A 22,560-nucleotide genomic window follows, 5' to 3' on the forward strand; every position below is an offset into this window, starting at 1 on the left:
CTTTGTCTCCTCAATATTTTTGCGCAACATCCTCTACTAATCTTTTTGAGAAAATAATTTGCGTAATTTCCCAATAAAGGAACTTGGCATATGCGGTTGGGTTATCGGCTTGTTTTGATCGTTCAAGTAGCGATCAAGGATTAGATCTAATTTAATGGATATAGACGACCTTGGAAATTTAGTAGAAAAAGCTACCTGGCTGATGACTGCTTTTCGAACATGTGAATCTTCTGGTAAGACACCTAGTAGGTTCACTTCTTTATGAAGAAATTTACGGGAAGTTTTCTGTAATCGCTCTAGTGTTTCTCTTCCCTGTCTTTCATTGTCTGCACGGTTACAAATTAGAAAAAATTCACTTTCTGATCCTTCCATGCAAATAAACTTCATCATCGAATAGGCATCCGTCATGGCTGTTGGTTCAGGTGTTGAAATTACAAAGATATCCTCAGCTGCAAGTAGAATTTTCAATGTTGCTGTAGTTGCTCCCGCTGCCATATCAAAAATAATATAGTCATATTGCAGTTGTAAGTCCTTTAATCCTGTCAATAGTTTGTTTATCATAGCTGCAGTTAATTCAATCGTTTCATTTAACCCATTCCCAGCAGAAATATAAGAAATCCCTGCTGGCATTCGATAAATAATATTTTCGATTGCCAAATCTTTATGCAAAAAGTCAAATAAGGTATAAGCGGGAGCATGACCAAGGATAATATTGACGTTTCCCATTCCAAGATCCAGATCAAATAAAAGAACTTTATAGCCCCGCTCATTTAACTGTGTCGCTACATTAATGGAAATATTTGATTTACCAACACCGCCTTTTCCACTCACCACGGCTAGTGTCCTTGCTTGATTATCCATATTGTTTTCAATCATTCTTCTCAATTCTTGGGCTTGATCATTCATTGTTTTCATTCCCAACCAAGTAATGAGCAATGCTTTCTGGCGTTGCTTTTATAATGTCATCGGGGACATCTTGTCCAGTCGTAATATATGAAACACCAGTCTGATAATGACTGATCATATTGTATATAACTCCATATGAATTGGTTTCATCCGCTTTTGTAAAAATAAATTGATTAAATTCCATTTCAAGAAAATTATCTGCTATCTTGTGCATATCTTTTTCCTTCATAGAAATGGATAATACAAGATAAGTAAAGATATTTCTTTCAATCCCAAATATCTTGTTTAATTCTTCTATATAGCGTTTTTCGCGATAATTTCGTCCAGCTGTATCAATAAAAATAAGATCATAATCTGAATATTTATCAATGGCCGCTATAAAATTCTTTTCCTCATAAATTACTTCTAAGGGAACCTGAAGAAGCTCAGCATATGTTTTTAGTTGTTCAATAGCCGCTATCCGGTACGTATCCATCGTCATAAAAGCGACCTTCTTTTTTTCCTTCAGAACTGCATTTGCTGCTAGTTTCGCAATTGTCGTTGTTTTCCCTACTCCTGTTGGACCAACAAAATTAATGATTTTCACGTGCTCGGGAATCCCCTCAAATGAAATATCCTGCAAGTCCTGCAAAATTGCTTGAAAGCACCAATCTTCAATATCAGATTCAGTTGGTTTTTCACGATGTATTCTCCATCTTTCTAGCAACTGATCCCCAAGTTTTTTTATAAGTCTGTGCTCTAGATCAACAGCCAGTAATTTCAATAAACATGACTGGATTTCTTCTGGATAATGATTTAACGGTATTGAACTCGTCTGTTTTAAATGTGAAAGTTCTTTTTTTACATCAGCAAGCTGCTTACTGACATTTTGTTGCTCATTGTTTTGTTTTGTCTGAATAGGAGACGATAGCGACTCTTTCGTCCTTCTCTCTCTATTTATTTTAGTAGAAGCGACCGCGAGCGGCTTATCATCAATGGCAGCCACAACTTCGATCATTTTCTTGCGAAACAGCCCCATAAAGCCACCTTTATAGACAATTTTGGAATTTAAAATCACCGCATGATCGCCTAATTCTAGCTTTACCTTCTTCATAACCTCTGGCATTGTCGCAGCTCTTATTTTTTTCATATTCATCCGATGCTCACCACCCCACTACTTTGTACTTCGACATCTGCCTCTAACTCGTTATAGGATAAGACAGGGACATTGGGAAAATATCGCTCTGTTAATTGTCTGAAATACATTCTAACTGCTGGTGAACAGAGAAGTATCGGTGTTTGCTGTCTTAATGATTGCTGTTCAATTTGATTCGCTGTTGATTCAAGAATAGCTTGAGAATCGGTTGGTTCTATGGACAAATAATTGCCATGCTCTGTTTGTTGGACACTGTCTGCAATTATCTTTTCAATCTTTGCTGAAACGGTAATAACATGCAAAGTTTCATTTTCATTAACATATTGCTTTGTAATTTGTCTAGCTAATGCCTGTCGGACGTATTCCGCTAAAAGATCTGGATCAGACGTCATCTTAGCGTAATCAGCTAAAGCCTCAAAGATAATCGTCATATTACGAATCGAAACATTTTCTTTTAAAAGTTTCGCTAATACCTTCTGCACCTCACCAATTGTTAAAGGATTCGGTGTCACTTCTTCAACAAGAATCGGATATGTTTCTTGTAAATGATCAATTAACTGTTTTGTTTCTTGTCTGCCTAATAATTCATAAGCATTTGCCTTTAATACTTCGGTAATATGTGTGGATACGACAGATGGTGGATCAACCACGGTATAGCCCAATATTTCAGCTTGCTCCTTTACTTCCTCTGTTATCCATTTTGCTGGCAATCCAAAAGACGGTTCAATCGTATCAATTCCTTCAAGAGTATCCTCACCACCTGGACTCATAGCCAAGTAATGATCTAGCAGTAATTCTCCTTTTGCCATTTCATTGCCTTTAATCTTAATCCTGTAGGCATTTGGTTCTAATTGAATATTATCGCGAATCCGCACAACAGGAATGACAATCCCTAACTCCAAAGCAAGCTGCCTACGAATCATCACTACTCGATCAAGCAGGTCTCCCCCTTGATTCACATCAGCTAGTGGGATTAATCCATAACCAAATTCAAATTCAATGGCATCAACATGAAGTAAATTCACTACACTCTCAGGACTTTTTAAATCCTCTGCTTCTGCCTCTTCAGTTTGCTGATCAAGTAAATCCGCTTCAGAAATGGCTGGTGCACGAGAGATCATCATACCGCCAATGGCTAAAGTAGCTGCTATAGGGATCGTTAATAGATTATTAATGGTTGTAAATAATCCTAATAAGAAAATCGTTACAGCGGCTATATATAGCATCTTGGAATCTGAGAAAAGCTGCTTCATAATGTCACTGCCTAAATTTCCTTCAGATGCAGCCCTTGTCACAACAATTCCCGTTGCAGTGGAAATAAGTAATGCTGGAATTTGGCTCACAATTCCATCGCCTACAGTAAGCATGGAGTACTTTACAGCTGCTTCTCCGATAGGTAAGCCCTGTTGAACCATCCCGATGATAATACCAAACAATAAATTAATGAAAACAATGATAATACCGGCAATGGCATCTCCTTTAACAAACTTACTTGCCCCATCCATAGCTCCGTAAAAGTCCGATTCTCTTGAGACCTTCTCTCGGCGATCTCGTGCCTCATGTTCTGAAATCACTCCAGCATTCAAGTCAGCATCAATACTCATTTGCTTTCCTGGCATCGCGTCTAGGGTAAACCTCGCTGCAACTTCTGAAACTCGTTCTGCGCCTTTTGTAATGACAATAAATTGAATAACAATTAAAATGGCGAAAACAACAAGACCAACAAGAATATTACCTCCAGTTACAAATGTTCCAAATGTCTCAACAACCCCGCCGGCATCCCCTTTTGACAATATCGACCTTGTTGTCGAGACATTGAGACCTAGACGGAACAAAGTAAGTAATAATAATAACGACGGAAATATAGAAAATTGCAAAGCTTCATTCATATTCATCGAAGTAAGTAATACTAGGAGTGCAAGAGAAATATTGGTGATAATCAATAAACTTAATAACCATGGCGGAAATGGAATAACCAACATGGCCACAATTAAAATCACACTAGATAATACAGCTATATCTTTAAACTTCATAACATTTCTCTCCCTATATTGAAAAGCGCAAGCGCCGGGTTAGCGGCGTACAAACTTTCATAGTAAAGATGAACAGCTAAAACGCGCCGTCCTGGCGCAACGCTGTTCTACCCTACATCCTGTAGGCCTGAGATAAAGGAAACACGATGAACCCGAAGGGTGAATCGATGTTGACTTTATCGTAGGAAGAAACCGAAAGTTTGCTAGGCGCTAGGCGCTGGAGCTAGATCCAGCATTAACCGAAATATATACTTATCTTATATTGAAAAGCGCAAGTGCCCGCCTAAAGGATGAACGGCTAAGGGCGCGCCGTCCTGGCGCAACGCCGTTCTCACCAACGTCCTGTTGACCTAAACCTTGTTCTGAATTCGATATACATAAGCTAGAACTTCCGCAACTGCTTTAAAAAATTCATCAGGTATTTTATCTCCAATATCAAGTTGATCATATAACGAGCGAGCTAACGGTCGATTCTCGACCATGATGATCTTGTTTTCTTTAGCGATTAATTTAATTTTTTGCGCTAAAAAATCGGCGCCCTTCGCAATGACTACTGGAGCATCTGCTTCCTTTTCATCATATTTTAATGCAATGGCATAATGGGTTGGATTTGTAATAATCACATCTGCCTTCGGTACTTCTTGCATCATGCGCGACATTGCCATTTCCCGTTGTTTTTGCTTTATTTTTGATTTAATTAATGGGTCACCTTCAGAATTCTTAAACTCGTCTTTTATGTCCTGTTTAGACATCCGAATATTTTTCTCAAAATCATATTTTTGATATAACCAATCAAAAATAGAAAGAAACAATAAAGAGATCGATGCGGCTATTCCCATTTGAATCGTTAACTTTCCCACTGTTTTTAAAGCAGCTCCAACCGATTGTTGAGAGAGCTGTAAAACATCCTCAATATGAAGATATAAAATAAAAAAAGTTACTCCACCAACAAAGCCGATTTTTAAAATTGATTTTAATAACTCAACGATCGCCCTAATGGAAAAAATTCGTTTAAATCCTTTAATAGGATCTAATTTTTCTAGTTTTGGTTGAATGGATTCAGTCGAAAACATAAAACCAACCTGCATTAAATTAGAAGCGACACCTGCGACTAAAGCAAGTAGAAAAACAGGGCCTAATAATAAAGCTACTTCTTTTAAGACAGCCAACATAATCGCATGGATATTTTCTTCCGTTAAATCCATTAGCATGAATTCATTAAAGGAGTGGCGGAAAGTCTGGAGTGCAATTTCTCCCATATTCGATGAATAAAATTGCAAAAACATAAAGACAGCTAACAATCCGATCGCTGTATTGACATCCTGACTTTTAGCTGATTGACCTTTTTTTCGCGTATCTAGCCGTTTTTTCGGTGTTGCTTTTTCCGTTTTTTCACCGGCAAAAAATTGAAGATCCAATTTAAGATGCATCAGCCAGTGCCTCCCATATAGCTCATCACATCTCTTAATACAACGAGCATTTCCTCAAACAGATTGTGTACAGCGGCGAATAATAAGGCCATAACGATAAAGATCACAATAAAACTTACAGCTATTTTGATCGGAAACCCGACAACAAATATATTTAATTGCGGCACCGTTCTTGCCACAATGCCAAGGGCAACATCAACTAAAAATAATGATGCAACGATAGGAATCGCCATTTGAAAAGCAATCATAAACATCATTCCAAAAGATTTCATCACGTATAAAATAAAACCTTCTTCTCCAAAAGCCACCACAAATTGATCGATAGGTATAAAATGATAGCTATTAAAAATACCATCTATAATTAAATGATGTCCATTTACCGCTAAGAGAAAAAGCAGAGAGAAAGTATATAAATATTGACCCATTAAAGGACTTTGCGCCCCTGTTTGAGGGTCAATCACATTCGCAATTGCGAACCCCATCTGAAAATCGATAAATCCCCCAGCAATTTGAATAGCGGATAGCATCATATAAGCAATAAATCCTAATAATAGCCCGATAACAGCTTCTTTTAAAATTAATAGTAAGTATGTGCCATCGATTGGAATTGGTGACACATCTAAGGTGTAGTAGATCATCACAGCTAAAATAAATGAAAAGCCTATTTTGAAGATTGTTGGGATCGTTCTATATGAAAACAATGGAACAGACACAAAAAAAGCAGATATTCTCATAAAAACAAGCAATACGATTGAAAATTGTGGAATTATTGTATCCATTGTATCATCCTATAAATCTAGTTAAGTTCTGAAATATATCTGCTGTATAAGATAATAATTTACTTATCATCCACGGTCCCAAAACAACTACTCCTACTAAAACAGCAATGATTTTCGGAATAAAAGCTAATGTTTGTTCTTGAATTTGCGTGGTTGCTTGAAATATACTGACCGCTAGCCCCACCGCTAGCGCAATCAATAACAGCGGGCCCGCTACTATCAAGATCGTATACACGCCATTTTTGGCTAAGGCAATGACGGCTTCTGCGCTCACTATGATCACTCCAAATACTTTAAATTTGTTATTTTGTTATAAAGGCATATTCAAAAAACAAGTTGGTGACTACACTGACGCCCTGTCAACCGGACTTTTTGAACACCCTCTAAAAATGGTTTAGCCAAAACTTTGTAATAAAGACTGAACGACTAAATACCAACCATCCACTAACACAAACAATAAAATTTTAAAAGGCAGTGAAATCATAACAGGTGGAAGCATCATCATCCCCATCGACATTAAAATACTCGCTACAACCATATCAATCACTAAAAATGGGATAAAAATCATAAAGCCAATTTGAAAAGCAGTTTTCATTTCGCTAAGTGCAAATGCTGGTACCATAGCAGTCAATGGAATATCTTCAATTGTTTCCGGCTGCTCTGCTTGAGAATAGTTTAAAAACAGTTGCAAATCTTTCTGTCTTGTGTGCTTACTCATAAATTCCTTAAATGGTACAGCTGCCCGTTCATAAGCCTCTTCTAAGTTAATTTCATCATTAAATAAAGGTGTTAAGGCCTGGTCATTTATCTCATGTAAAGTAGGAGCCATCACAAAAAACGTCAAAAATAAGGCAAGTCCTACTAAAACTTGGTTGGGCGGCATTTGCTGTGTTGCAAGCGATGTTCTGACAAATGACAAAACGATAATGATTCTCGTAAAAGAGGTCATCAAGATCAGTATCGCAGGCGCTATAGATAAAACGGTAAGCAATAAAAATAGCTTAACGGAAGTGGAAACAGCATCAGATGAACTACTATTAAAAAACTCCATGAATTCATTCATCTTGCGAATCCTTCCTTTCAAACTGTTCCATTGCTTTTTGCCGCTGTTTCTTAACCAAATTCAACTCATCTTTGAGTTGTTCCTGGAAAGAAGAAGGAGGTGTTCGCCCATCTCCCTCAGGCTTCTGTTTAACTGGCTTTTTGACGAATAACTTTGAGATTAGATCCGTCGGTTCTAACTTTTGCTCAAGTTGTTTATTATGTTGATGCAGAAACTCATTCATTTCCTTCTCATCTGTAATTTCCTGCAATAATTGAATATCTTCCCCCACACCGAGAATGAGAATTCGCCTTCCCACTTTCACAAGCTGAACAGATCGATTTCCTCCTAGTGTAGTTCCTCCGATACTTTGGATAAGTTTATTTTGTTGATAAGATTGGCTCTTCTTTTGAATAAATTTCAATAGAAAGTATAGGATAGCTAAAACCAAAACAAGAGAAGCCAACATTTTTAATACATCCAGAAAATTTATTCCTACTTTTTCTGTTGATTGATTTTCTTCAGTTTTTCTATCAGTTTGATTTGATGTATTTTCTTCTTGACATTCATCTTTATTTTCGCCAAAACAATCTGCAACACTCCCATCAAACGATGCGGCGTCTGCATGACTATTGACATATATATTTCCTATTAAAATAATCCCAAAAAAGATCAATAGCCATTTTTTATTTCGTTTCATTTTCATTATCCCAACGTTTTTTGAATGGCCTCAATCACGCGATCTGCTTGGAACGGTTTAACAATAAAATCCTTCGCTCCAGCTTGAATCGCGTCAATCACCATGGCCTGTTGCCCCATTGCTGAACACATAATAATTTTCGCTGCAGGATCTGCTGCTTTTATCTGTTTAAGAGCTGTTACACCATCTACTTCTGGCATCGTAATATCCATGGTCACAAGATCAGGCTTTAGTTCATTGTACTTCTCAATCGCTTGTTGCCCATCAGAAGCCTCTCCCACTACTTCAAATCCATTTTTCACTAGAATATCTTTAATCATCATCCGCATAAAAGCTGCATCATCTACAATTAAAATTCTTTTTCCCATATTATTCCCCTCCAAATAACTAATTCAGTTTCTTTAATCGATCTGACTGACTGACAATATCTGTTACCCGCACACCAAAGTTTTCATCAATGACAACCACTTCTCCTTTGGCAATAAGGCGACTATTTACTAAAATATCAACAGGTTCCCCAGCAAGCTTGTCCAATTCAATCACAGAACCAGCACCTAACTCTAGAATGTCTTTCACCGAGCGATTGGTTCTGCCCAGCTCTACCGTAACTTGTAGTGGAATATCTAAGAGCATATCTAAATTTTTCGTTTCATAACTAGGTGTTTCCATTTCATTGAAGTCTGCAAATGTCGCCGGTTGGACATTGGGCTGTACGTGAGAATGACTTGCATATAAAGTTTCTTTTGTGTCTAGAGCCTGGTTACTATGATCTGACTCCGTATCCGTATGTTTTGAATTATTTTCAACAACCTCTGAATTATTTGTAGTCAATTGTTGCGGGTCGTCATTTTGCAGTTTTTGATCTGCTTCTTCGCCTCCTGCTAAAAGATCCCTGACAAGATTACGAGCAAATTCAATCGGTAAAACTTGCATGATTTCCGAATCAATTAATGTCCCTATTTTCAATTGAAAAGCTACCTTTACAAGTAGATTATTCTGCGGAATATTGGACGTTCCTTCTCCTTCAGAAATATTCATTAAATCAACTGTTGGAGGAGAAATATCTACACGCTTATTAAAAACCGATGACATAGAGGTAGCTGCTGAACCCATCATTTGGTTCATCGCTTCCTGAATGGCACTCAAATGAATCTCATCCATTTCTTCAGATGGATTTGTGCCATCTCCCCCAAGCATCAAATCAGCAATAATCGTTGCATCACTTTGCTTTATGACCAAAATGTTGACTCCGGAAAATCCTTCTGTATATTTGACTCGAATAGCAGCACAAGGATGCGGAAATTCCTCTTCTAATTTAGCATGATCAATGATCGAAACGGATGGCGTTGTAATCTCTACTTTTTGATTAAGTAATGTAGATAATGCCGTAGCTGAACTCCCAAAAGATATATTTCCTAATTCACCAATGGCATCTCTCTGTACTTCATCTAAATAATCTTCTACAGAATGTACGACATCCTCTGTTTTTGTTGGTTCTTCAGAAGTTGACTGACCACCATTCAATAAGGCATCGATCTCCTCCTGTGAAAGCATATCACCACTCATATTCTTGATCTCCCTCCTTCATTGTTTCTAAGATTTGGATGGCAACTTTTTTATTTCTTTTTCCAGGTTGACCGATGAATTTCGGTTTCCCTCCCGTTTTTATTAGAAGAGGGGTATCAATTCTATTATTTAGCTCAATGACATCTCCACGGTCTAATGAAAGAAAATCTTCAATCATAATAGTTGCTGAGCCAAGTTCTGCTGAAACAGATATAATTGAATCTTTCACCTTTCTTTCAAGTAATAATGCCTCTTCCGGTTTCGTTACTTTCTTTTCACTCGCCATCCAATAATGAGCTGAGAGCTTCGGAATAATGGGTTCAAGCATGACATGGGGAATACAAATATTAATCATCCCACTTGTTTCACCAACGTTTGCGTTCATAGAAATCACCACAACTGTTTCATTCGGTGATACAACCTGTAAAAATTGTGGATTTACTTCCACGTCTGATAATATTGGGTCGATTTCCACCATACCTGACCAAGCCTCTTGTAGTTGATCTAATGAGCGTTCAAATAAATTAGTCATCAGCTTCATTTCAATCTCGGTAAGATTATCAATCTTATTAAAGCCATTCCCTTTTCCACCCAACACACGATCAATCATGGAATAAGCAATTACCGGGTGAATTTCCATAATCATTCTACCGTCTAATGGAGGAATCTCAATTACATTCATCACCGTCATATTGGGGACTGATCGAATATATTCTTCGTAAGGTATTTGGTCAGCCGATGCAACTGAAATATCAACGAACGTTCGTAATTGAGCTGAAAAATATGTTGTGAGTAAACGAGCAAAATTTTCATAGATTCTCGTCACGCTTCTAACCTGATCTTTTGAAAAGCGCAATGCCCGTTTAAAATCATAGTTCTTTACCCTTTGTTTCTCTTCTTCTTTTTTAAAATCATCCGCAGTCATTTCTCCAGTGGAAATGGCCGATAATAGAGCATCTATTTCGCCTTGGGATAATATTTCATCAGACATAACGACACCTCCGTTCCTGATATAGAAATTGACTTATGTCCAGTTTAGCTCAGTGCCACAAATTGGTTGTTTATGTTTTTCATATGTATCCATAATGACCAATTTGTATAAGGGTCTACAGGAATACGAGTCAGTAGCCATTCACCTGTGACCAATGGCCTTTGCTTTACTTATTAAGAGATGATGTAGGAGGTGATGTACACTTTTACTACTTTCCCTTGCTGCATTAAATCATTAATTTGTTTTCTAAAAGCTTCACTAAATTCTTGCTTTTCTTCCTTACCCTCTAGGTCTGATTCATCCATTTCAGAAAGTTCATCAATTAATAAATTCTGTACTTGGAAATCCCGTTTAACAAATTCTTCTTTCGCTTTCTTACTATCCGTTTGGACCTTCAGTGATAACTTAATATATTTACCGCTAGCTAGATTGGTTGTGATTTCTGGTACATCGACCGAAACCTTTAATATTTCATCAATGGTTGGCTCTTTATTTGAATCTTTATGGTCCATTTTCATGATGATAATGAGCGCCAAAGCAGCAAGCAGTAAAATGGCCATTAATAGTACAATCATTGTTGATGCCAATTTTTTATTCATTTTATTCATCCTTCCATCCTGGTTGGCCCATTAAATGGATAGATTGATAAAAATCAATCATTTTTTCTTTTACTTGGTCCTCCGACTCGGCAACAATATACTTTTGACCATTTGTTAAAGTAATTGTTGTATCTGGAAATGCCTCAAGCTTCTCAATATAAAGGGCATTTAAGTGAAACTTTTTTCCATTTAGTTTAGTAATCTCAATCACTTGTTGGTTGGGCTAATCGTCAAGCCCCTATCCTCCTTGTATTAACGTTTTAGATTGACAAGTTCTTGTAAGATTTCATCAGAGGTTGTGATAATTCTAGTGTTTGCTTGAAAGCCACGCTGTGCGACAATCATTTCCGTAAATTCTTCAGAAAGATCCACATTAGACATTTCTAAAGACCCGGAGACCAATTTTCCAGCACCAACATCAGCGGGAGCCAAATAGGTTGCTTCTCCTGTATTAGCTGAGCTAACGTATAAATTTTCGCCAACCTTTTCCAAGCCACCTGGATTTGCAAAGCGAGCAAGGGCAATAGAAGCGTGAGTTGTATATAATTCTCCCTCTTTTTCAAGCCCTAATTTGTCTGCTTGAATATAATCAATTGCATCCATTGTAGCTGTCACACCATCAGATGTAATGCCGGTGAGTGATGACATATTGTTACCATTTGTCAACGCTGTTTTAGCTGCATTGACAATCGCATCTTCATTTGCCTGACTAGGCTCTCCTTTATATGTTTGGTATGCATTGTATACTTCTTCAGCAGCCTGGCGTAAATCCGCAAAACTATTAATCGCATTCTGTGCACTCTCAACCGCGGCTGCAGCCTTTTGCGCAGCGTCATTAGCTGCTGCAATGGCTTTGGGATCCCCAGATTCATTTGCGTCAGTCTGCAATGATGCTGCTTCAATTTCTAGGAGACTAGCCTCTTTTTCAGCTTGAATCGTTAACTCTTCCAATTCATTGGTCAGCTTATCTAATAGGTCTACATATTTTTGTGATGAAGGGTTTTCCACTAAATTTTTAGCAGCAGCGGCCACCTTGCCGGCAATTTCTTGTGCCTTTTCTGCTGTGGTCATACCTGTCTTTTTAATAAAACTAATCCTTCCATCTTCGGAAATACTTAGACTTTCAACCTCATCTACATTGCCGCCGTTCATATGAACAGGCTCTAGGTTCCCATTTTCTGCATTTAAGGCCATGACATAATGCCCTGCTCCTGTAATAAGATAACCATCTGTATTCAAATATAAGTTACCAGCTCTTGTATAATAAGTGGATGTCGGGAAGAATGTATCACCAGCAGGTGTCCCTTCTGCTACAACAAAATAGCCATCCCCTTGAATACCGAGATCAAGCACTCTCCCAGTCGATTGCATGGAGCCTTGAGTATCGATTGTATCAATCGCAGCAAGCTGGGACCCTAATCCAACCTGTACAGGATTTTTCCCACCTTTATCCTGGGCTGGTCCACTTGCTCCTGACACGGTTTGGTTCACCATGTCCTTAAAGGTGACACGACCTTTTTTAAACCCATATGTATTCACATTTGCTATATTATTTCCAATCACATCTAATTTTGTTTGAAAGTTCTTCATCCCGCTAATACCTGAATACATTGAACGGATCATAATTCATTTTCCCCTTTCGTATTATGCCACTTCAATCATCAAGCGGCATGTGGCTTCTTTAAAAGCACTCGGAATTCTATTAATTTTGGATTTTAATTAGTTGATTTAGTTTAACTTGCTGATCGTCGTTCATCTGAAGAAATAGTTGTCCTTCTTTTTGGATAATCGATTGGACTATATCCTCAAATTCAATCCCCTCTTCTTCCCATGTAATCGTCTTTCCAATCAAGCTACTTGCTTGAACTAATGGGGATTCTTCGGATGGTTGATTGACTTGAGAAATATTTGCTGGAAATAACTCCGTACCATCCTCCAAAATGAATTTAACAGTTTCTCCCACAAATTGAACCGATGCGACAATTCCTTTTCCTTCTGTTACAGCCGCTTCATCTTCATCTGTCACATTATGCCAACTTACCTCTTTCCCAACAAAGTGACTATATTCAATTAAGCTTGATTGGATTTCTAATTGCACAAGCTTTTCGATGGAGTTACTCATATTCGTCATTTGTTCTAAAGAAGAAAATGTTGCCATCTGTGAGATAAATTCATTATCTTCCATCGGATTCATCGGATCTTGGTTCTGTAATTGAGCCATTAACAACTTTAAAAAATCATCTTTTCCCAATCGATCATTCTCTGTTTTTACTTCTGCATTCTGTGTCGGTGAATAAAATAAAGTAGGATCTAATGAGGTTGTCAATTTCTCATTACACCTCCTTTTCGAATAGAATATGATTCATTGTTTCCTGAAAATTCGACTCACCATCCGCTTGTTTATTATCCTCTTGAAATGCTTGTCGATTTTCTCGCCCTTGCTCATTTTGACCATGTTGATGATTCGTATATTTCAATTGACTAGAATCCCCATACGAGACTTCTATGCGCTCAACCTGGATATTCTGTTGTGAAAAAGCCTGCCTTAAACTGTGCATCTGAACATCCAACATTTCCTTTGCCGTCGAAGAAGAAGCTAGAAACCTCGCTGTCATAATTCCATCCTTTTGAAGCAATTCTACTCTTAATGATCCCAATTCTTCTGGATAAAGCCTGATCGTCAGTCTAGCTGTATGTGCAGTTTGATTGAAGTTTGAGCGTCCCATTATATTGCTTAACTCTCTTACAAAATTTCGAAAAGCAGGCTGTTGTTCAAGCGGCTTTTGCAAATTCAATTGATCTGTCACCATGCGTACGAAACGATCTTGACTTCCTGCTAGTTCCTGTGACAAAGATGAATCCAAATTCTGTTCAACCGTATTTGCCATATTGATTTGATTCTTTGTAAAATGACTGCCTTGTCTAGTAAAAAAAGGTGATTGCTCAGTTGGTTCATTCGTTTTAGTAAAAGCTTTAGGGATTGCCTCTTTAAAAAACTCTAACTTTGACAATTGCTCGATTTTTTCTTTTAACGTTTGTGATAAATCAGCTAACTCGATCAGCTGTCCCATTTCTTCTGCTGGGACAGGCAATTGTTTTGCTAATGATTGCAGACTTTTTTCCATTTTGAGTAAAGTGAAAATTGGTTCTTGGGGAAACACGTCCCAATCTGTTGGCTTCAAATCATGTAGAGCTTGAAAAATTTGTTTGCTCATTGCCACTATCGTATTTTGTTGATCTTCAGAAAGCTGAAAATCGAGATTCTCTTTTAACCAACCTGCTATTTGCGAAAAAGAGGTCTCCCATTCCGGAAATTGTTCCATTATAATAAAGTCTAAATCAAGATCATCGATTTTTTCATCCTCACTCGACACTTTCAAATGAGTAACTTCTTCCGTCATCCATTCCAGTAGTTTTTCAAGTGGGGATTTTGCTTCTTCCGATTGCTTTAAAGAGTTTTCTTTCAATGCGGATTGATTTTCTTTGAGCAAACTCCCCAACAGCATTGTAAAATCTGTATCTGATTCAGTTTCTACCAGCGAAGAGCCTAACATTGTAGGACTCATTTCAACCATATTAATTTTCATGATTCTCACCTCCCTTTCCATTTAAGAGATTTTCAAAAAGTCTCGTAAAAATGTCACTGCAGGATAAAGGGTCTTTGACTAAGTGCCAATATGTTCTGTATCGAACGTTAGCAATTGACATCAACATCTTTAATCGACTTGGTCCTTTTTATCCTTCTTTTTGAACACATGTCTAGTTAGCATTAATAGATAATTGCTCTGTATACTTGGCCGCTTTATCAGCCGGCATATTTTCCAAAATCTTCGCTAAAGATTCTGTTGGCAAATTGGTAAGGATCTTAACTGCCTCATCATTATTCATTTCTAGCACAATTGGAGCAGCTTTCTTTGGAGACATGGATGCATAGGTTGAAACAACATCCTTGAAGGCCCGTTTATTTTGCTCTTGTTGTTCTTTTAATTCATCTATCGTCTCTTCTAATCTCTTTTGCTCAATTTTATAACGTTCTTGCTCAGCATCTTTATCTTCTATCTTTTTCTGGAGCTGTTCGATTTCCGCATTCTTATTTTGAATTTCAGCATCCAATTGAATCATTTTTTCTTTGTATTCATCGATATTTTCTTTATCTTCTTGAACGGCTACTTGTGAAATAAAAGGGATTTTCTCTCCAAGTTCCTTTGCATGTTGAAAAACATTTATCCCTGCAATAGAAGCGATGATGAGCCCCGAAAATAGTGCAAACAAAAGCAGAATCAATCCCCAATAAATAAAGCGTCGAAAAAAGGGTGTTTTTTTTTCAACCGGCTGTTTTTTCAAGGCCTTTCCCACTTTCTCACCTAACTTCCTCCTCGAAAAAAGTACTGCCTTGAGGAAAATTCATCGAGTTGTAAATTTTCTGTTTGATTAAGTACTTCCCTATAGGCTTGATAACTTTTCTCTTTTAATTTTTCATACTTTTTCACTTCAATATTACTTTCCTTCAGTTTTTCTTCATGCCAATTCATCGTGTTCCGTGCATGGATCACAAGCCCTTGGGCGTGTTCAATCGACTTCTCTAAATTGGCAATAAAATGTTGGTAATGCCTGATTTTATCAACAGCCAACCCATTTGCTAGTTCTTTTGATTGAAACTGTTCAAGGTCTTCTTTTTTCTTTAGCAAATCATAAAGATGCTCTGCTGCTGCAGTAAACTTTTTTACAGATTCTTGATAGATATGTAACGATTCTTCCTTCTCTCGCTCTCTTAAGGTTAAGATTTTTTGGAATTTATATTGAAAACTCAATTTTCATCACCTGTTCCTACTAATTGGATCAGCTCATTCATACTTTGTTCCATCGAAATTTTCTCGTCTGTCCTCTGCTTTAAAAAGGACAAAATACGCGGATAAAATTCAATTGCTTGATCAATTTCTTTTGAAGAACCTCGTTTATAGGCACCAATATTAATAAGGTCTTCAGAATTTAAATAGGTGCTAAGCATCTCACGCAATTTTTCTGCGCTGCTTTGGTGTTTTTGAGAAACGAGTTCATTCATAAGTCTACTTACGCTTTTAAGGATATTGATAGCAGGGAATTGACCTTTATTCGCAAGCGCCCGATCAAGAACAATATGGCCATCCAGGATTCCCCTTACGGCATCAGCTATCGGTTCATTCATGTCATCACCATCTACCAATACGGTATAAAAAGCAGTGATCGAACCATATTCATTCGTCCCTGTCCGCTCAAGCAATTGTGGGAGGATCGAAAAGACAGAGGGCGTATACCCCTTAGTTGCTGGCGGTTCACCAACTGCCAACCCAACTTCTCGTTGCCCCATTGCTACCCGAGTGACAGAGTCCATCATAAACATTACATCTTGCCCCTTATCACGAAAATATTCCGCAATCGCTGTTGCCGTAAAAGCTCCCTTTATTCTCATTAAAGCAGGCATATCAGAAGTAGCCGCTATAATAATTGATTTCCTTAACCCTTCTGGTCCTAAATCCCTTTCGATGAATTCCCTAACTTCTCTACCCCGCTCACCAATCAACGCTATGACGTTAATATCTGCCTTTGTATTTCGCGCAATCATACCGAGTAAAGTACTTTTCCCAACACCACTACCAGCAAAAATACCAAGTCTTTGTCCTTTTCCCACAGTTAATAAGCTATCGATCGACCGAACCCCTACCTCTAATTGTTCTGAAATGGGGGGTCTGCTTAAAGGATTAGGCGGCGCTTTGTCTGTATTCGTTGACGTCATTCCCTTGGGAATCTCAAATCCATCCATTGGTCTTCCTAGAGAATCTACGACTCTGCCAATTAACTCAGGTCCAACTTTTATTTGTAATGGCTTTGCAGAAGCTTCCACTAAACTACCGGGAGCAATCTCTCGAATATCTGTATAAGGCATTAGAATAATATGCTGTTCTTTAAAACCAACCACTTCAGCCATAATTTTTCTTTTAGTCGTCCCGTTTCCTACATGGATATAACAAACGTCCCCAATGGAACTTTCTGGACCTTGGGACTCAATCATAAGACCTACAACTTTGCTCACTTTTCCGTAGCGTTTATACGTATTAATCGTTTTGATCATCGGCAATAACTCTTTCGCCATCATGACTCTTCACCTATCAAGATTTCTAGTAACTTTTCCTTTAATTCAACAAGTTGACTTGAAATGTTTGCATCAACCCTGCCGTGCTCTGATTCGATTTGACATGCGTATTCCTCCAAATCTACATCTGGATAAATAAAACAATCCACATCTTTTGGAAAAATAGTTTCAAGTTCTTGTTTTTCTGATATGAGTAATTCATATTGTGATGGATGTACATGAATTTGAATTTCTTTACTATTTCGAACCTCTTTCAGAGCCGTTTGAACAAGTGGTATAAAACGTTCAGGTTCCACCTCAAAAGTACTACGCATAATTCTTTCAGCAACAGCAATTGCTAAGTCCAAAATAACGACTTCCGAACTATGAACATACTGCTCATATTCTACTTTGGATTGGTCGGTAATATGTTTTGCCTGTTCAATTTTTAAAGTATATTCGTCCAATCCTTGTTGCCTACCCTCATTTGCTCCAATTTGGAAGCCTTCTTCATAAGCCTTCTGAACCAAATCTTTTTTCTCCAGCTCCCATTGACTCTGTTGTTGCTTTATATCCTCTAATAATAAATTTGCTTGTTCTTTAGCCTGGTGAATCAGAGTTTCGGCTGTAAGTTTGGCTTCAGAAATGATACGTTGCTCTTCATGATCAAGATATTGTCTATCGATTGAGCTAGTCTGGTTCTGCTGATCCAGCTTTATTGATTTAATCTGTATCATTTTTGGAGTTTCGTTTTGGTCTGTACCCAAATGACTTTTAAAAAGCCTAGACAATAATATCATCTCCTCCACCACGAGCGACGATTATTTCACCAGAATCCTCTAATCTACGAATAATACCAACAATTTTCGATTGTGATTCTTCTACATCACGCAACCGAACAGGTCCCATAAATTCCATTTCTTCTTTAATCGTTTCAACCATTCTAGTAGACATATTGCGATAAATGATTTCTTTCACTTCTTCACTAGAAATCTTCAATGCCAATAATAAATCTTCATTCTCACACTCACGTATAACCCGTTGGATGGAGCGATTATCAAGTGTGACGATATCTTCAAAAACAAACATCCGTTTTTTGATTTCTTCCGCCAAATCAGGATCTTCAACAGATAAGGCATCCAGTATTGTTTTTTCAGTGGATCGATCTACCCCATTTAATACATCTACTACAGCTTCTATCCCGCCAGTTTGTGTATAATCCTGCGTAACCGTTGTTGACAATTTTCTTTCGAGAATCGATTCTACCTCACTAATCACTTCAGGTGAGGTTCGATCCATAACAGCAATCCGTTTTGCTATATCCATCTGTACATTTTGTGGAAGTTCAGAAAGTATTTGTCCTGCTTTTTCTGGATCCAAATAAGATAAGATCAGCGCAATTGTTTGTGGATGTTCGTTTTGAATAAAATTTAATATTTGAGCAGCATCGGCTTTGCGGGCAAAATCAAATGGTCGCACCTGCAAGGAAGAAGTCAGCCGATTGATGATAGCAAGAGCCTGTTCTTCGCCTAGCGCTTTCTCTAAAACCGTTTTGGCATACCCAATTCCACCCTGCGAGATATAATCTTGCGCGATGGCAATTTGGTGGAATTCATCTAGAACGCCCTCTTTAGCTTCCGCCTCAACTTTTCTTACATTTGATATTTCCAAGGTAAGTTTCTCAATTTCTTCTTCAGATAAATGTTTATATACCGATGAAGCAACATCTGGTCCCATAGAAATTAGGAGTATTGCTGCTTTTTGTTTGCCTGATAAACTTTTTTTAGACAATCTATAACCCTCCTAATCCTCAGCCAGCCATGTTCGCAAAAGCTTTGCAAATTCATCAGGTTTTTCCTTAGCTAATTTTTCTAATTGTTTTCTTCTCATTGAACCTTCAGACGCTATTTCTTCTGGAATATCTGGTATTTCAACTTGAGGTTCCGGCGATTCCTCTAACCATTCCTCTTCTTCCTCTATTTCTTCATCTTTCTTACGAGATCTTAGTAAAAATACAAGTAAAATTGCAATGATGACTAATAACAAACCACCAGCCACATAGACCCACCACGGAATCGTATTTCCAGGCTCTTCCATTTCAACTTTTCCATTAAATGGTTGTACTGATACATTGATCTTACTTGCAATTTCATCATCTGAAAGATCAGTTCCAGCATCTTTATCAATGGAGGTTTTCACGATTGTTGACAGCAACTCTTGAATATCCTGTCTACGATCTTCAGGAAATGTGTTGACCTTTTGCGGATCTGGAGGTTCAACCATGACTTGGATCCCAAGGTCGCGAACCTTATAGGGGCTTTCAACGATTTCTTTACGAATTCGATTAATTTCGTTATTAATGGTTTCTTCTGTTTTTTCATAGTCCCCATTACCGCCTGCACCTTCTAAGTATTCAGTCCCACCTGCATCCTCGGCATCACCTGTTGGCGGAACTCCACCGGCTTGCTCGCCATTTCCTGTATATGCTTCTGTTATTTTGTGAGCACTAATCGCTATACCTTCCATATTTTCTTCATCAACGGGTGCAACTAAATTTTCTTCGCGGTTTTCCTGAGTAAAGTCAATATCAGCAGTGACAGATGTGACAACTTTATCAAAGCCCATCAGAGTTCCTAACATGTTTTGTACTTGTCTTTGAATATCACGTTCAACCTGTTTTTTTACTTGCATTTGTTGCGTCACACCATTTTCAGCATATTGATCTTGATTTAAGTCAAAATATTCAAGATACTGATTGCGGATTACGACGTTTTCTACAGGTAAATTTGGGATCGTTTTGGATACGAGGTGATAAAGTGATTTAATCTGTTTCTCATTAAATTCATAACCCGGTACTGTTTGTAAAACAATAGATGCAGAAGCTTCTTCAGTAGAATCATTGAGAAATACTCCTTTATTTGGTAAATTAATCATGACCTTCGCTTGATCAATTCCCTCAATAGTTTTCATAAGCTCTGCTAATTCTGTTTGCATCGCACTAAGTTTTAAAACATTAAACTCATTATCTGTCATACCAAAACCAGCATTTTCACCAAAGAACGAATAATCTATTTGTCCAGATTTAGGTATTCCCTCTGAAGCTAGCTCGACCATAAGTGATTCAGCCTGATCTTCTGGCACTTTAATCGTAGAGCCACCATTAACGATTTCTGACTTAATTCCCTTTTCGTCAAGACTCTCTTTAATGGATCCAGTTTCATTCGGAGTCAAGTTTGTATACAATGGAACGAAAGTCGTTTTTGTTGAAAAATAAATGATGATAAAAATAATAAATAGAAATGCAAGAAGAGATCCACTGATCATAAATCGTTGTGTTTTTGTTCTATTAATCCAATATTCTTTTAAACGATCAAATTGCTTGTTTACTGTCTCTTTCATTTATAAGCCCCTTACTAAATCCTGCAAAATGATTATCTTATTTAGAAAAGCGCAAGCGCCTTGCTATAGGAAGAAAGATATATTTCCCACAATCCTGACAGCAGACTCAAACCGTGACATCCTATCGCTTCGTCTGCACTAGTACATCCTGCACTTTGCAGCGCCTTTCTGACCAACATTCTGTTGCCCTTCGACAAGCAAATATTCTGAGCCAAAGTGAAAGGAGCTTTTTTACCTTTCATTGTCTCAGATTATGTATGAAGCATAACATTAACAAAAGCACGCCTTACGAAAATGAGATTTCATTGAGCCTCTAATCAGACCTGCATTCTCATCATCTCTTGGTAAGCTTCAACCGCTTTATTTCTAATTTCCAAAGCTGTTTGCATTGTAATAGATGCTTTCTGTGCTGTAATCATTACATCATGTAATTCTATATTCTGCCCGTTTACTAGTTTTTGGGTCGCTTCAGCAGATTGAAGTTGGGCATTATTTACCTCGTCCATCGCATTTTTGAGATAAGTTCCAAAATCGTTACCTGTCCCTTGAGACAATGACAGATTTTGACTATGTTCAGGCAGTGTTAAACCTTTTACTACATTAGTATTAATCAACACTGTAAGATTCCTCCTTACGAATTACTTGCCAATTTGCAAAGCTTTTAAATACATCGATTTACTAGCATCAAACACCGTCACATTCGCTTCATAGGAGCGTGTAGCACTAATCAAGTCAACCATTTCCTTTAATGGATCAACATTTGGAAGCTGCACATAACCATCTTGATTGGCATCAGGGTGATCAGGATTATATTCTAGGCGATAAGGAGCATCATCCTCTATAATTCTGGTTGCTTTTACGCCGTTTAGTTGTTGATTCTGTTGCCCTACTGCATTATTCAAATAAGAACTAAATGATGAAGTTTGCGGCTGCATCACAACCATTTTTCGTGTATAAGGTCTCCATTCACCGTTTATGTATTGGCCACGTGTTGTATCGATATTTGCCATATTAGAAGAAATTGTATCCATTCTCAGGCGCTGGGTAGTAAGCGCTGAAGATGTTATGCCCATATTTTGAAATACTGTCATATTACTTCCCTCCCCTTAGAACATTTGTCAGCATGGAAAAGTTCCCATTTAATCTTTCAATAAGAGTTTGGTAGTATAGTTGGTTTTCGGCCATATCGGCCATTTCTTGATCAAGATCAACATTATTCCCATTACTATGATATTGATAATTCCGTTTTGTGTAGATAGATGGCGTCTGCTTCGCTTGATCAAACGGAAGATGACGAGAGTTTGTACGTCTTAGTTCCAGTTTTGTATTTTCTAAAACATCCCCGAAACTCACATTTTTCGACTTATAGTTTGGAACATCTGCGTTGGCAATATTGTTAGCTATTACTTTTTGCTTAAGAGCCGAATGGCCTAAACCTCTTTCTAACGAGGTAATAGTGCTGGAAAATAATTCCATTACTGTCACCACTTTCTAAATTAATCTATATTTCGACATGTTTCTATTTCTTATTGTATTACTATTGTCATACCGCGTCCATATCTGTTTAGATAATTATATGTCTTTTTTTAAAATTTAATGACAAAATAGTACTTACGACTTATAAAAATTAGAATACTTTGTCGGCACACGGAATACACATATTAATCAACATTCTTTTAAGGTTAAAAAAGGCCTACTGGGTGTGTCAAATATACATGAGTTTAGTAATAAAAATGACAAACAAAACAAGAAGCTGCCATTTCCAGAAATGGCAGCTTCTTGTCAATTCTTATATTAGTTTGTGCGCTTTTGTTTTATCCTAGGCGCCATCGGCTCTATGGCCCCGATGAAAGGCAAAGAACGCCTTTCTT

General features: G+C 37.6%; 25 protein-coding genes. All 25 read right to left on the reverse strand.

Annotated features, from left to right (window positions below; genetic code table 11):
* Positions 1–36: 36 nt before the first annotated feature.
* The gene (locus KI375_RS04570; protein WP_212972349.1) at positions 37–906 is read right to left on the reverse strand and encodes a MinD/ParA family protein; all 870 of its coding nucleotides are present in this window, start codon (positions 904–906) and stop codon (positions 37–39) included.
* Positions 899–2,041, reverse strand: coding sequence for a flagellar biosynthesis GTPase FlhF (flhF, locus tag KI375_RS04575; RefSeq protein ID WP_212972350.1), 1,143 nt, complete (start codon positions 2,039–2,041; stop codon positions 899–901). Before flhF ends, KI375_RS04570 begins: the two co-directional genes overlap by 8 nt.
* Positions 2,038–4,074, reverse strand: a complete 2,037-nt coding sequence (gene flhA, locus KI375_RS04580; RefSeq protein WP_212972351.1) for a flagellar biosynthesis protein FlhA — start codon at positions 4,072–4,074, stop codon at positions 2,038–2,040. The genes flhF and flhA overlap by 4 nt, the downstream gene beginning before the upstream one ends.
* Positions 4,075–4,424: 350 nt before the next feature.
* Entirely contained in the window at positions 4,425–5,504 is a 1,080-nt protein-coding gene (flhB, locus tag KI375_RS04585) for a flagellar biosynthesis protein FlhB (protein WP_374706798.1), read from the reverse strand.
* Positions 5,504–6,283 carry a flagellar biosynthetic protein FliR gene (gene fliR, locus KI375_RS04590; RefSeq protein ID WP_212972352.1) on the reverse strand — a complete coding sequence of 260 codons (780 nt, stop codon included), beginning with the start codon at positions 6,281–6,283 and terminating at the stop codon, positions 5,504–5,506. Before fliR ends, flhB begins: the two co-directional genes overlap by 1 nt.
* A 4-nt stretch (positions 6,284–6,287) precedes the next feature.
* On the reverse strand, positions 6,288–6,557 hold the full coding sequence (gene fliQ, locus KI375_RS04595; RefSeq protein WP_158323418.1) for a flagellar biosynthesis protein FliQ: 270 nt from the start codon (positions 6,555–6,557) through the stop codon (positions 6,288–6,290).
* 120 nt (positions 6,558–6,677) lie between these two features.
* A complete protein-coding gene (gene fliP, locus KI375_RS04600; protein WP_212972353.1) occupies positions 6,678–7,346 on the reverse strand; it encodes a flagellar type III secretion system pore protein FliP in 669 nt (222 codons plus the stop codon).
* Positions 7,339–8,025, reverse strand: a complete 687-nt coding sequence (locus KI375_RS04605; protein WP_212972354.1) for a flagellar biosynthetic protein FliO — start codon at positions 8,023–8,025, stop codon at positions 7,339–7,341. Before KI375_RS04605 ends, fliP begins: the two co-directional genes overlap by 8 nt.
* A gap of 5 nt (positions 8,026–8,030) precedes the next feature.
* Positions 8,031–8,393, reverse strand: coding sequence for a response regulator (locus KI375_RS04610; protein ID WP_207452924.1), 363 nt, complete (start codon positions 8,391–8,393; stop codon positions 8,031–8,033).
* Positions 8,394–8,412: 19 nt separating this feature from the next.
* Entirely contained in the window at positions 8,413–9,591 is a 1,179-nt protein-coding gene (fliY, locus tag KI375_RS04615) for a flagellar motor switch phosphatase FliY (protein WP_212972355.1), read from the reverse strand.
* Positions 9,581–10,582, reverse strand: a complete 1,002-nt coding sequence (fliM, locus tag KI375_RS04620) for a flagellar motor switch protein FliM (RefSeq protein WP_212972356.1) — start codon at positions 10,580–10,582, stop codon at positions 9,581–9,583. Before fliM ends, fliY begins: the two co-directional genes overlap by 11 nt.
* Positions 10,583–10,755: 173 nt before the next feature.
* Positions 10,756–11,181 (reverse strand): flagellar basal body-associated protein FliL, encoded by a 426-nt coding sequence (gene fliL, locus KI375_RS04625; RefSeq protein WP_207452927.1) that lies wholly within the window; start codon positions 11,179–11,181, stop codon positions 10,756–10,758.
* Position 11,182: 1 nt separating this feature from the next.
* On the reverse strand, positions 11,183–11,392 hold the full coding sequence (locus tag KI375_RS04630; protein ID WP_212972357.1) for a flagellar FlbD family protein: 210 nt from the start codon (positions 11,390–11,392) through the stop codon (positions 11,183–11,185).
* 41 nt (positions 11,393–11,433) lie between these two features.
* A complete protein-coding gene (locus tag KI375_RS04635; protein WP_212972358.1) occupies positions 11,434–12,804 on the reverse strand; it encodes a flagellar hook-basal body complex protein in 1,371 nt (456 codons plus the stop codon).
* A 79-nt stretch (positions 12,805–12,883) separates the two neighbouring features.
* Complete coding sequence (gene flgD, locus KI375_RS04640; RefSeq protein WP_212972359.1) at positions 12,884–13,507, reverse strand: flagellar hook assembly protein FlgD; 624 nt, start codon at positions 13,505–13,507, stop codon at positions 12,884–12,886.
* Positions 13,508–13,514: 7 nt separating this feature from the next.
* The gene (locus KI375_RS04645; protein WP_212972360.1) at positions 13,515–14,768 is read right to left on the reverse strand and encodes a flagellar hook-length control protein FliK; all 1,254 of its coding nucleotides are present in this window, start codon (positions 14,766–14,768) and stop codon (positions 13,515–13,517) included.
* 172 nt (positions 14,769–14,940) lie between these two features.
* Positions 14,941–15,525 (reverse strand): MotE family protein, encoded by a 585-nt coding sequence (locus KI375_RS04650; RefSeq protein ID WP_212972361.1) that lies wholly within the window; start codon positions 15,523–15,525, stop codon positions 14,941–14,943.
* A gap of 20 nt (positions 15,526–15,545) precedes the next feature.
* Positions 15,546–15,992 (reverse strand): flagellar export protein FliJ, encoded by a 447-nt coding sequence (gene fliJ, locus KI375_RS04655; protein WP_212972362.1) that lies wholly within the window; start codon positions 15,990–15,992, stop codon positions 15,546–15,548.
* On the reverse strand, positions 15,989–17,314 hold the full coding sequence (gene fliI / locus KI375_RS04660; protein WP_212972363.1) for a flagellar protein export ATPase FliI: 1,326 nt from the start codon (positions 17,312–17,314) through the stop codon (positions 15,989–15,991). Before fliI ends, fliJ begins: the two co-directional genes overlap by 4 nt.
* A complete protein-coding gene (gene fliH / locus KI375_RS04665; RefSeq protein WP_212972364.1) occupies positions 17,311–18,081 on the reverse strand; it encodes a flagellar assembly protein FliH in 771 nt (256 codons plus the stop codon). The genes fliI and fliH overlap by 4 nt, the downstream gene beginning before the upstream one ends.
* Positions 18,074–19,081: a flagellar motor switch protein FliG gene (gene fliG / locus KI375_RS04670; protein ID WP_207452936.1), complete on the reverse strand. Its 1,008-nt coding sequence runs from the start codon at positions 19,079–19,081 to the stop codon at positions 18,074–18,076. The genes fliH and fliG overlap by 8 nt, the downstream gene beginning before the upstream one ends.
* Before the next feature lie 12 nt (positions 19,082–19,093).
* Positions 19,094–20,689: a flagellar basal-body MS-ring/collar protein FliF gene (gene fliF, locus KI375_RS04675; RefSeq protein ID WP_212972365.1), complete on the reverse strand. Its 1,596-nt coding sequence runs from the start codon at positions 20,687–20,689 to the stop codon at positions 19,094–19,096.
* Positions 20,690–21,006: 317 nt separating this feature from the next.
* The gene (gene fliE / locus KI375_RS04680; RefSeq protein ID WP_483861594.1) at positions 21,007–21,249 is read right to left on the reverse strand and encodes a flagellar hook-basal body complex protein FliE; all 243 of its coding nucleotides are present in this window, start codon (positions 21,247–21,249) and stop codon (positions 21,007–21,009) included.
* A 78-nt stretch (positions 21,250–21,327) separates the two neighbouring features.
* The gene (gene flgC, locus KI375_RS04685; RefSeq protein ID WP_207452938.1) at positions 21,328–21,780 is read right to left on the reverse strand and encodes a flagellar basal body rod protein FlgC; all 453 of its coding nucleotides are present in this window, start codon (positions 21,778–21,780) and stop codon (positions 21,328–21,330) included.
* A gap of 1 nt (position 21,781) precedes the next feature.
* A complete protein-coding gene (gene flgB / locus KI375_RS04690) occupies positions 21,782–22,165 on the reverse strand; it encodes a flagellar basal body rod protein FlgB (RefSeq protein ID WP_207452939.1) in 384 nt (127 codons plus the stop codon).
* Between the last annotated feature and the right edge of the window lie 395 nt (positions 22,166–22,560).

The sequence above is a fragment of the Bacillus sp. J14TS2 genome (genome assembly GCF_018333015.1).
In the GTDB taxonomy this organism is placed as follows: Bacteria; Bacillota; Bacilli; order Bacillales; family Bacillaceae_C; genus Lederbergia.

Bases quoted from the DNA above. Each gene is read 5' to 3' on its own strand.
- KI375_RS04570 (WP_212972349.1), bottom strand. From the start codon at position 906: ATGAATGATCAAGCCCAAGAATTGAGAAGAATGATTGAAAACAATATG.
- flhF (WP_212972350.1), bottom strand. From the start codon at position 2,041: ATGAATATGAAAAAAATAAGAGCTGCGACAATGCCAGAGGTTATGAAG.
- flhA (WP_212972351.1), bottom strand. From the start codon at position 4,074: ATGAAGTTTAAAGATATAGCTGTATTATCTAGTGTGATTTTAATTGTG.
- flhB (WP_374706798.1), bottom strand. From the start codon at position 5,504: ATGCATCTTAAATTGGATCTTCAATTTTTTGCCGGTGAAAAAACGGAA.
- fliR (WP_212972352.1), bottom strand. From the start codon at position 6,283: ATGGATACAATAATTCCACAATTTTCAATCGTATTGCTTGTTTTTATG.
- fliP (WP_212972353.1), bottom strand. From the start codon at position 7,346: ATGAATGAATTCATGGAGTTTTTTAATAGTAGTTCATCTGATGCTGTT.
- KI375_RS04605 (WP_212972354.1), bottom strand. From the start codon at position 8,025: ATGAAACGAAATAAAAAATGGCTATTGATCTTTTTTGGGATTATTTTA.
- KI375_RS04610 (WP_207452924.1), bottom strand. From the start codon at position 8,393: ATGGGAAAAAGAATTTTAATTGTAGATGATGCAGCTTTTATGCGGATG.
- fliY (WP_212972355.1), bottom strand. From the start codon at position 9,591: ATGAGTGGTGATATGCTTTCACAGGAGGAGATCGATGCCTTATTGAAT.
- fliM (WP_212972356.1), bottom strand. From the start codon at position 10,582: ATGTCTGATGAAATATTATCCCAAGGCGAAATAGATGCTCTATTATCG.
- fliL (WP_207452927.1), bottom strand. From the start codon at position 11,181: ATGAATAAAAAATTGGCATCAACAATGATTGTACTATTAATGGCCATT.
- KI375_RS04635 (WP_212972358.1), bottom strand. From the start codon at position 12,804: ATGATCCGTTCAATGTATTCAGGTATTAGCGGGATGAAGAACTTTCAA.
- KI375_RS04645 (WP_212972360.1), bottom strand. From the start codon at position 14,768: ATGAAAATTAATATGGTTGAAATGAGTCCTACAATGTTAGGCTCTTCG.
- fliI (WP_212972363.1), bottom strand. From the start codon at position 17,314: ATGATGGCGAAAGAGTTATTGCCGATGATCAAAACGATTAATACGTAT.
- fliF (WP_212972365.1), bottom strand. From the start codon at position 20,689: ATGAAAGAGACAGTAAACAAGCAATTTGATCGTTTAAAAGAATATTGG.
- flgC (WP_207452938.1), bottom strand. From the start codon at position 21,780: ATGACAGTATTTCAAAATATGGGCATAACATCTTCAGCGCTTACTACC.
- flgB (WP_207452939.1), bottom strand. From the start codon at position 22,165: ATGGAATTATTTTCCAGCACTATTACCTCGTTAGAAAGAGGTTTAGGC.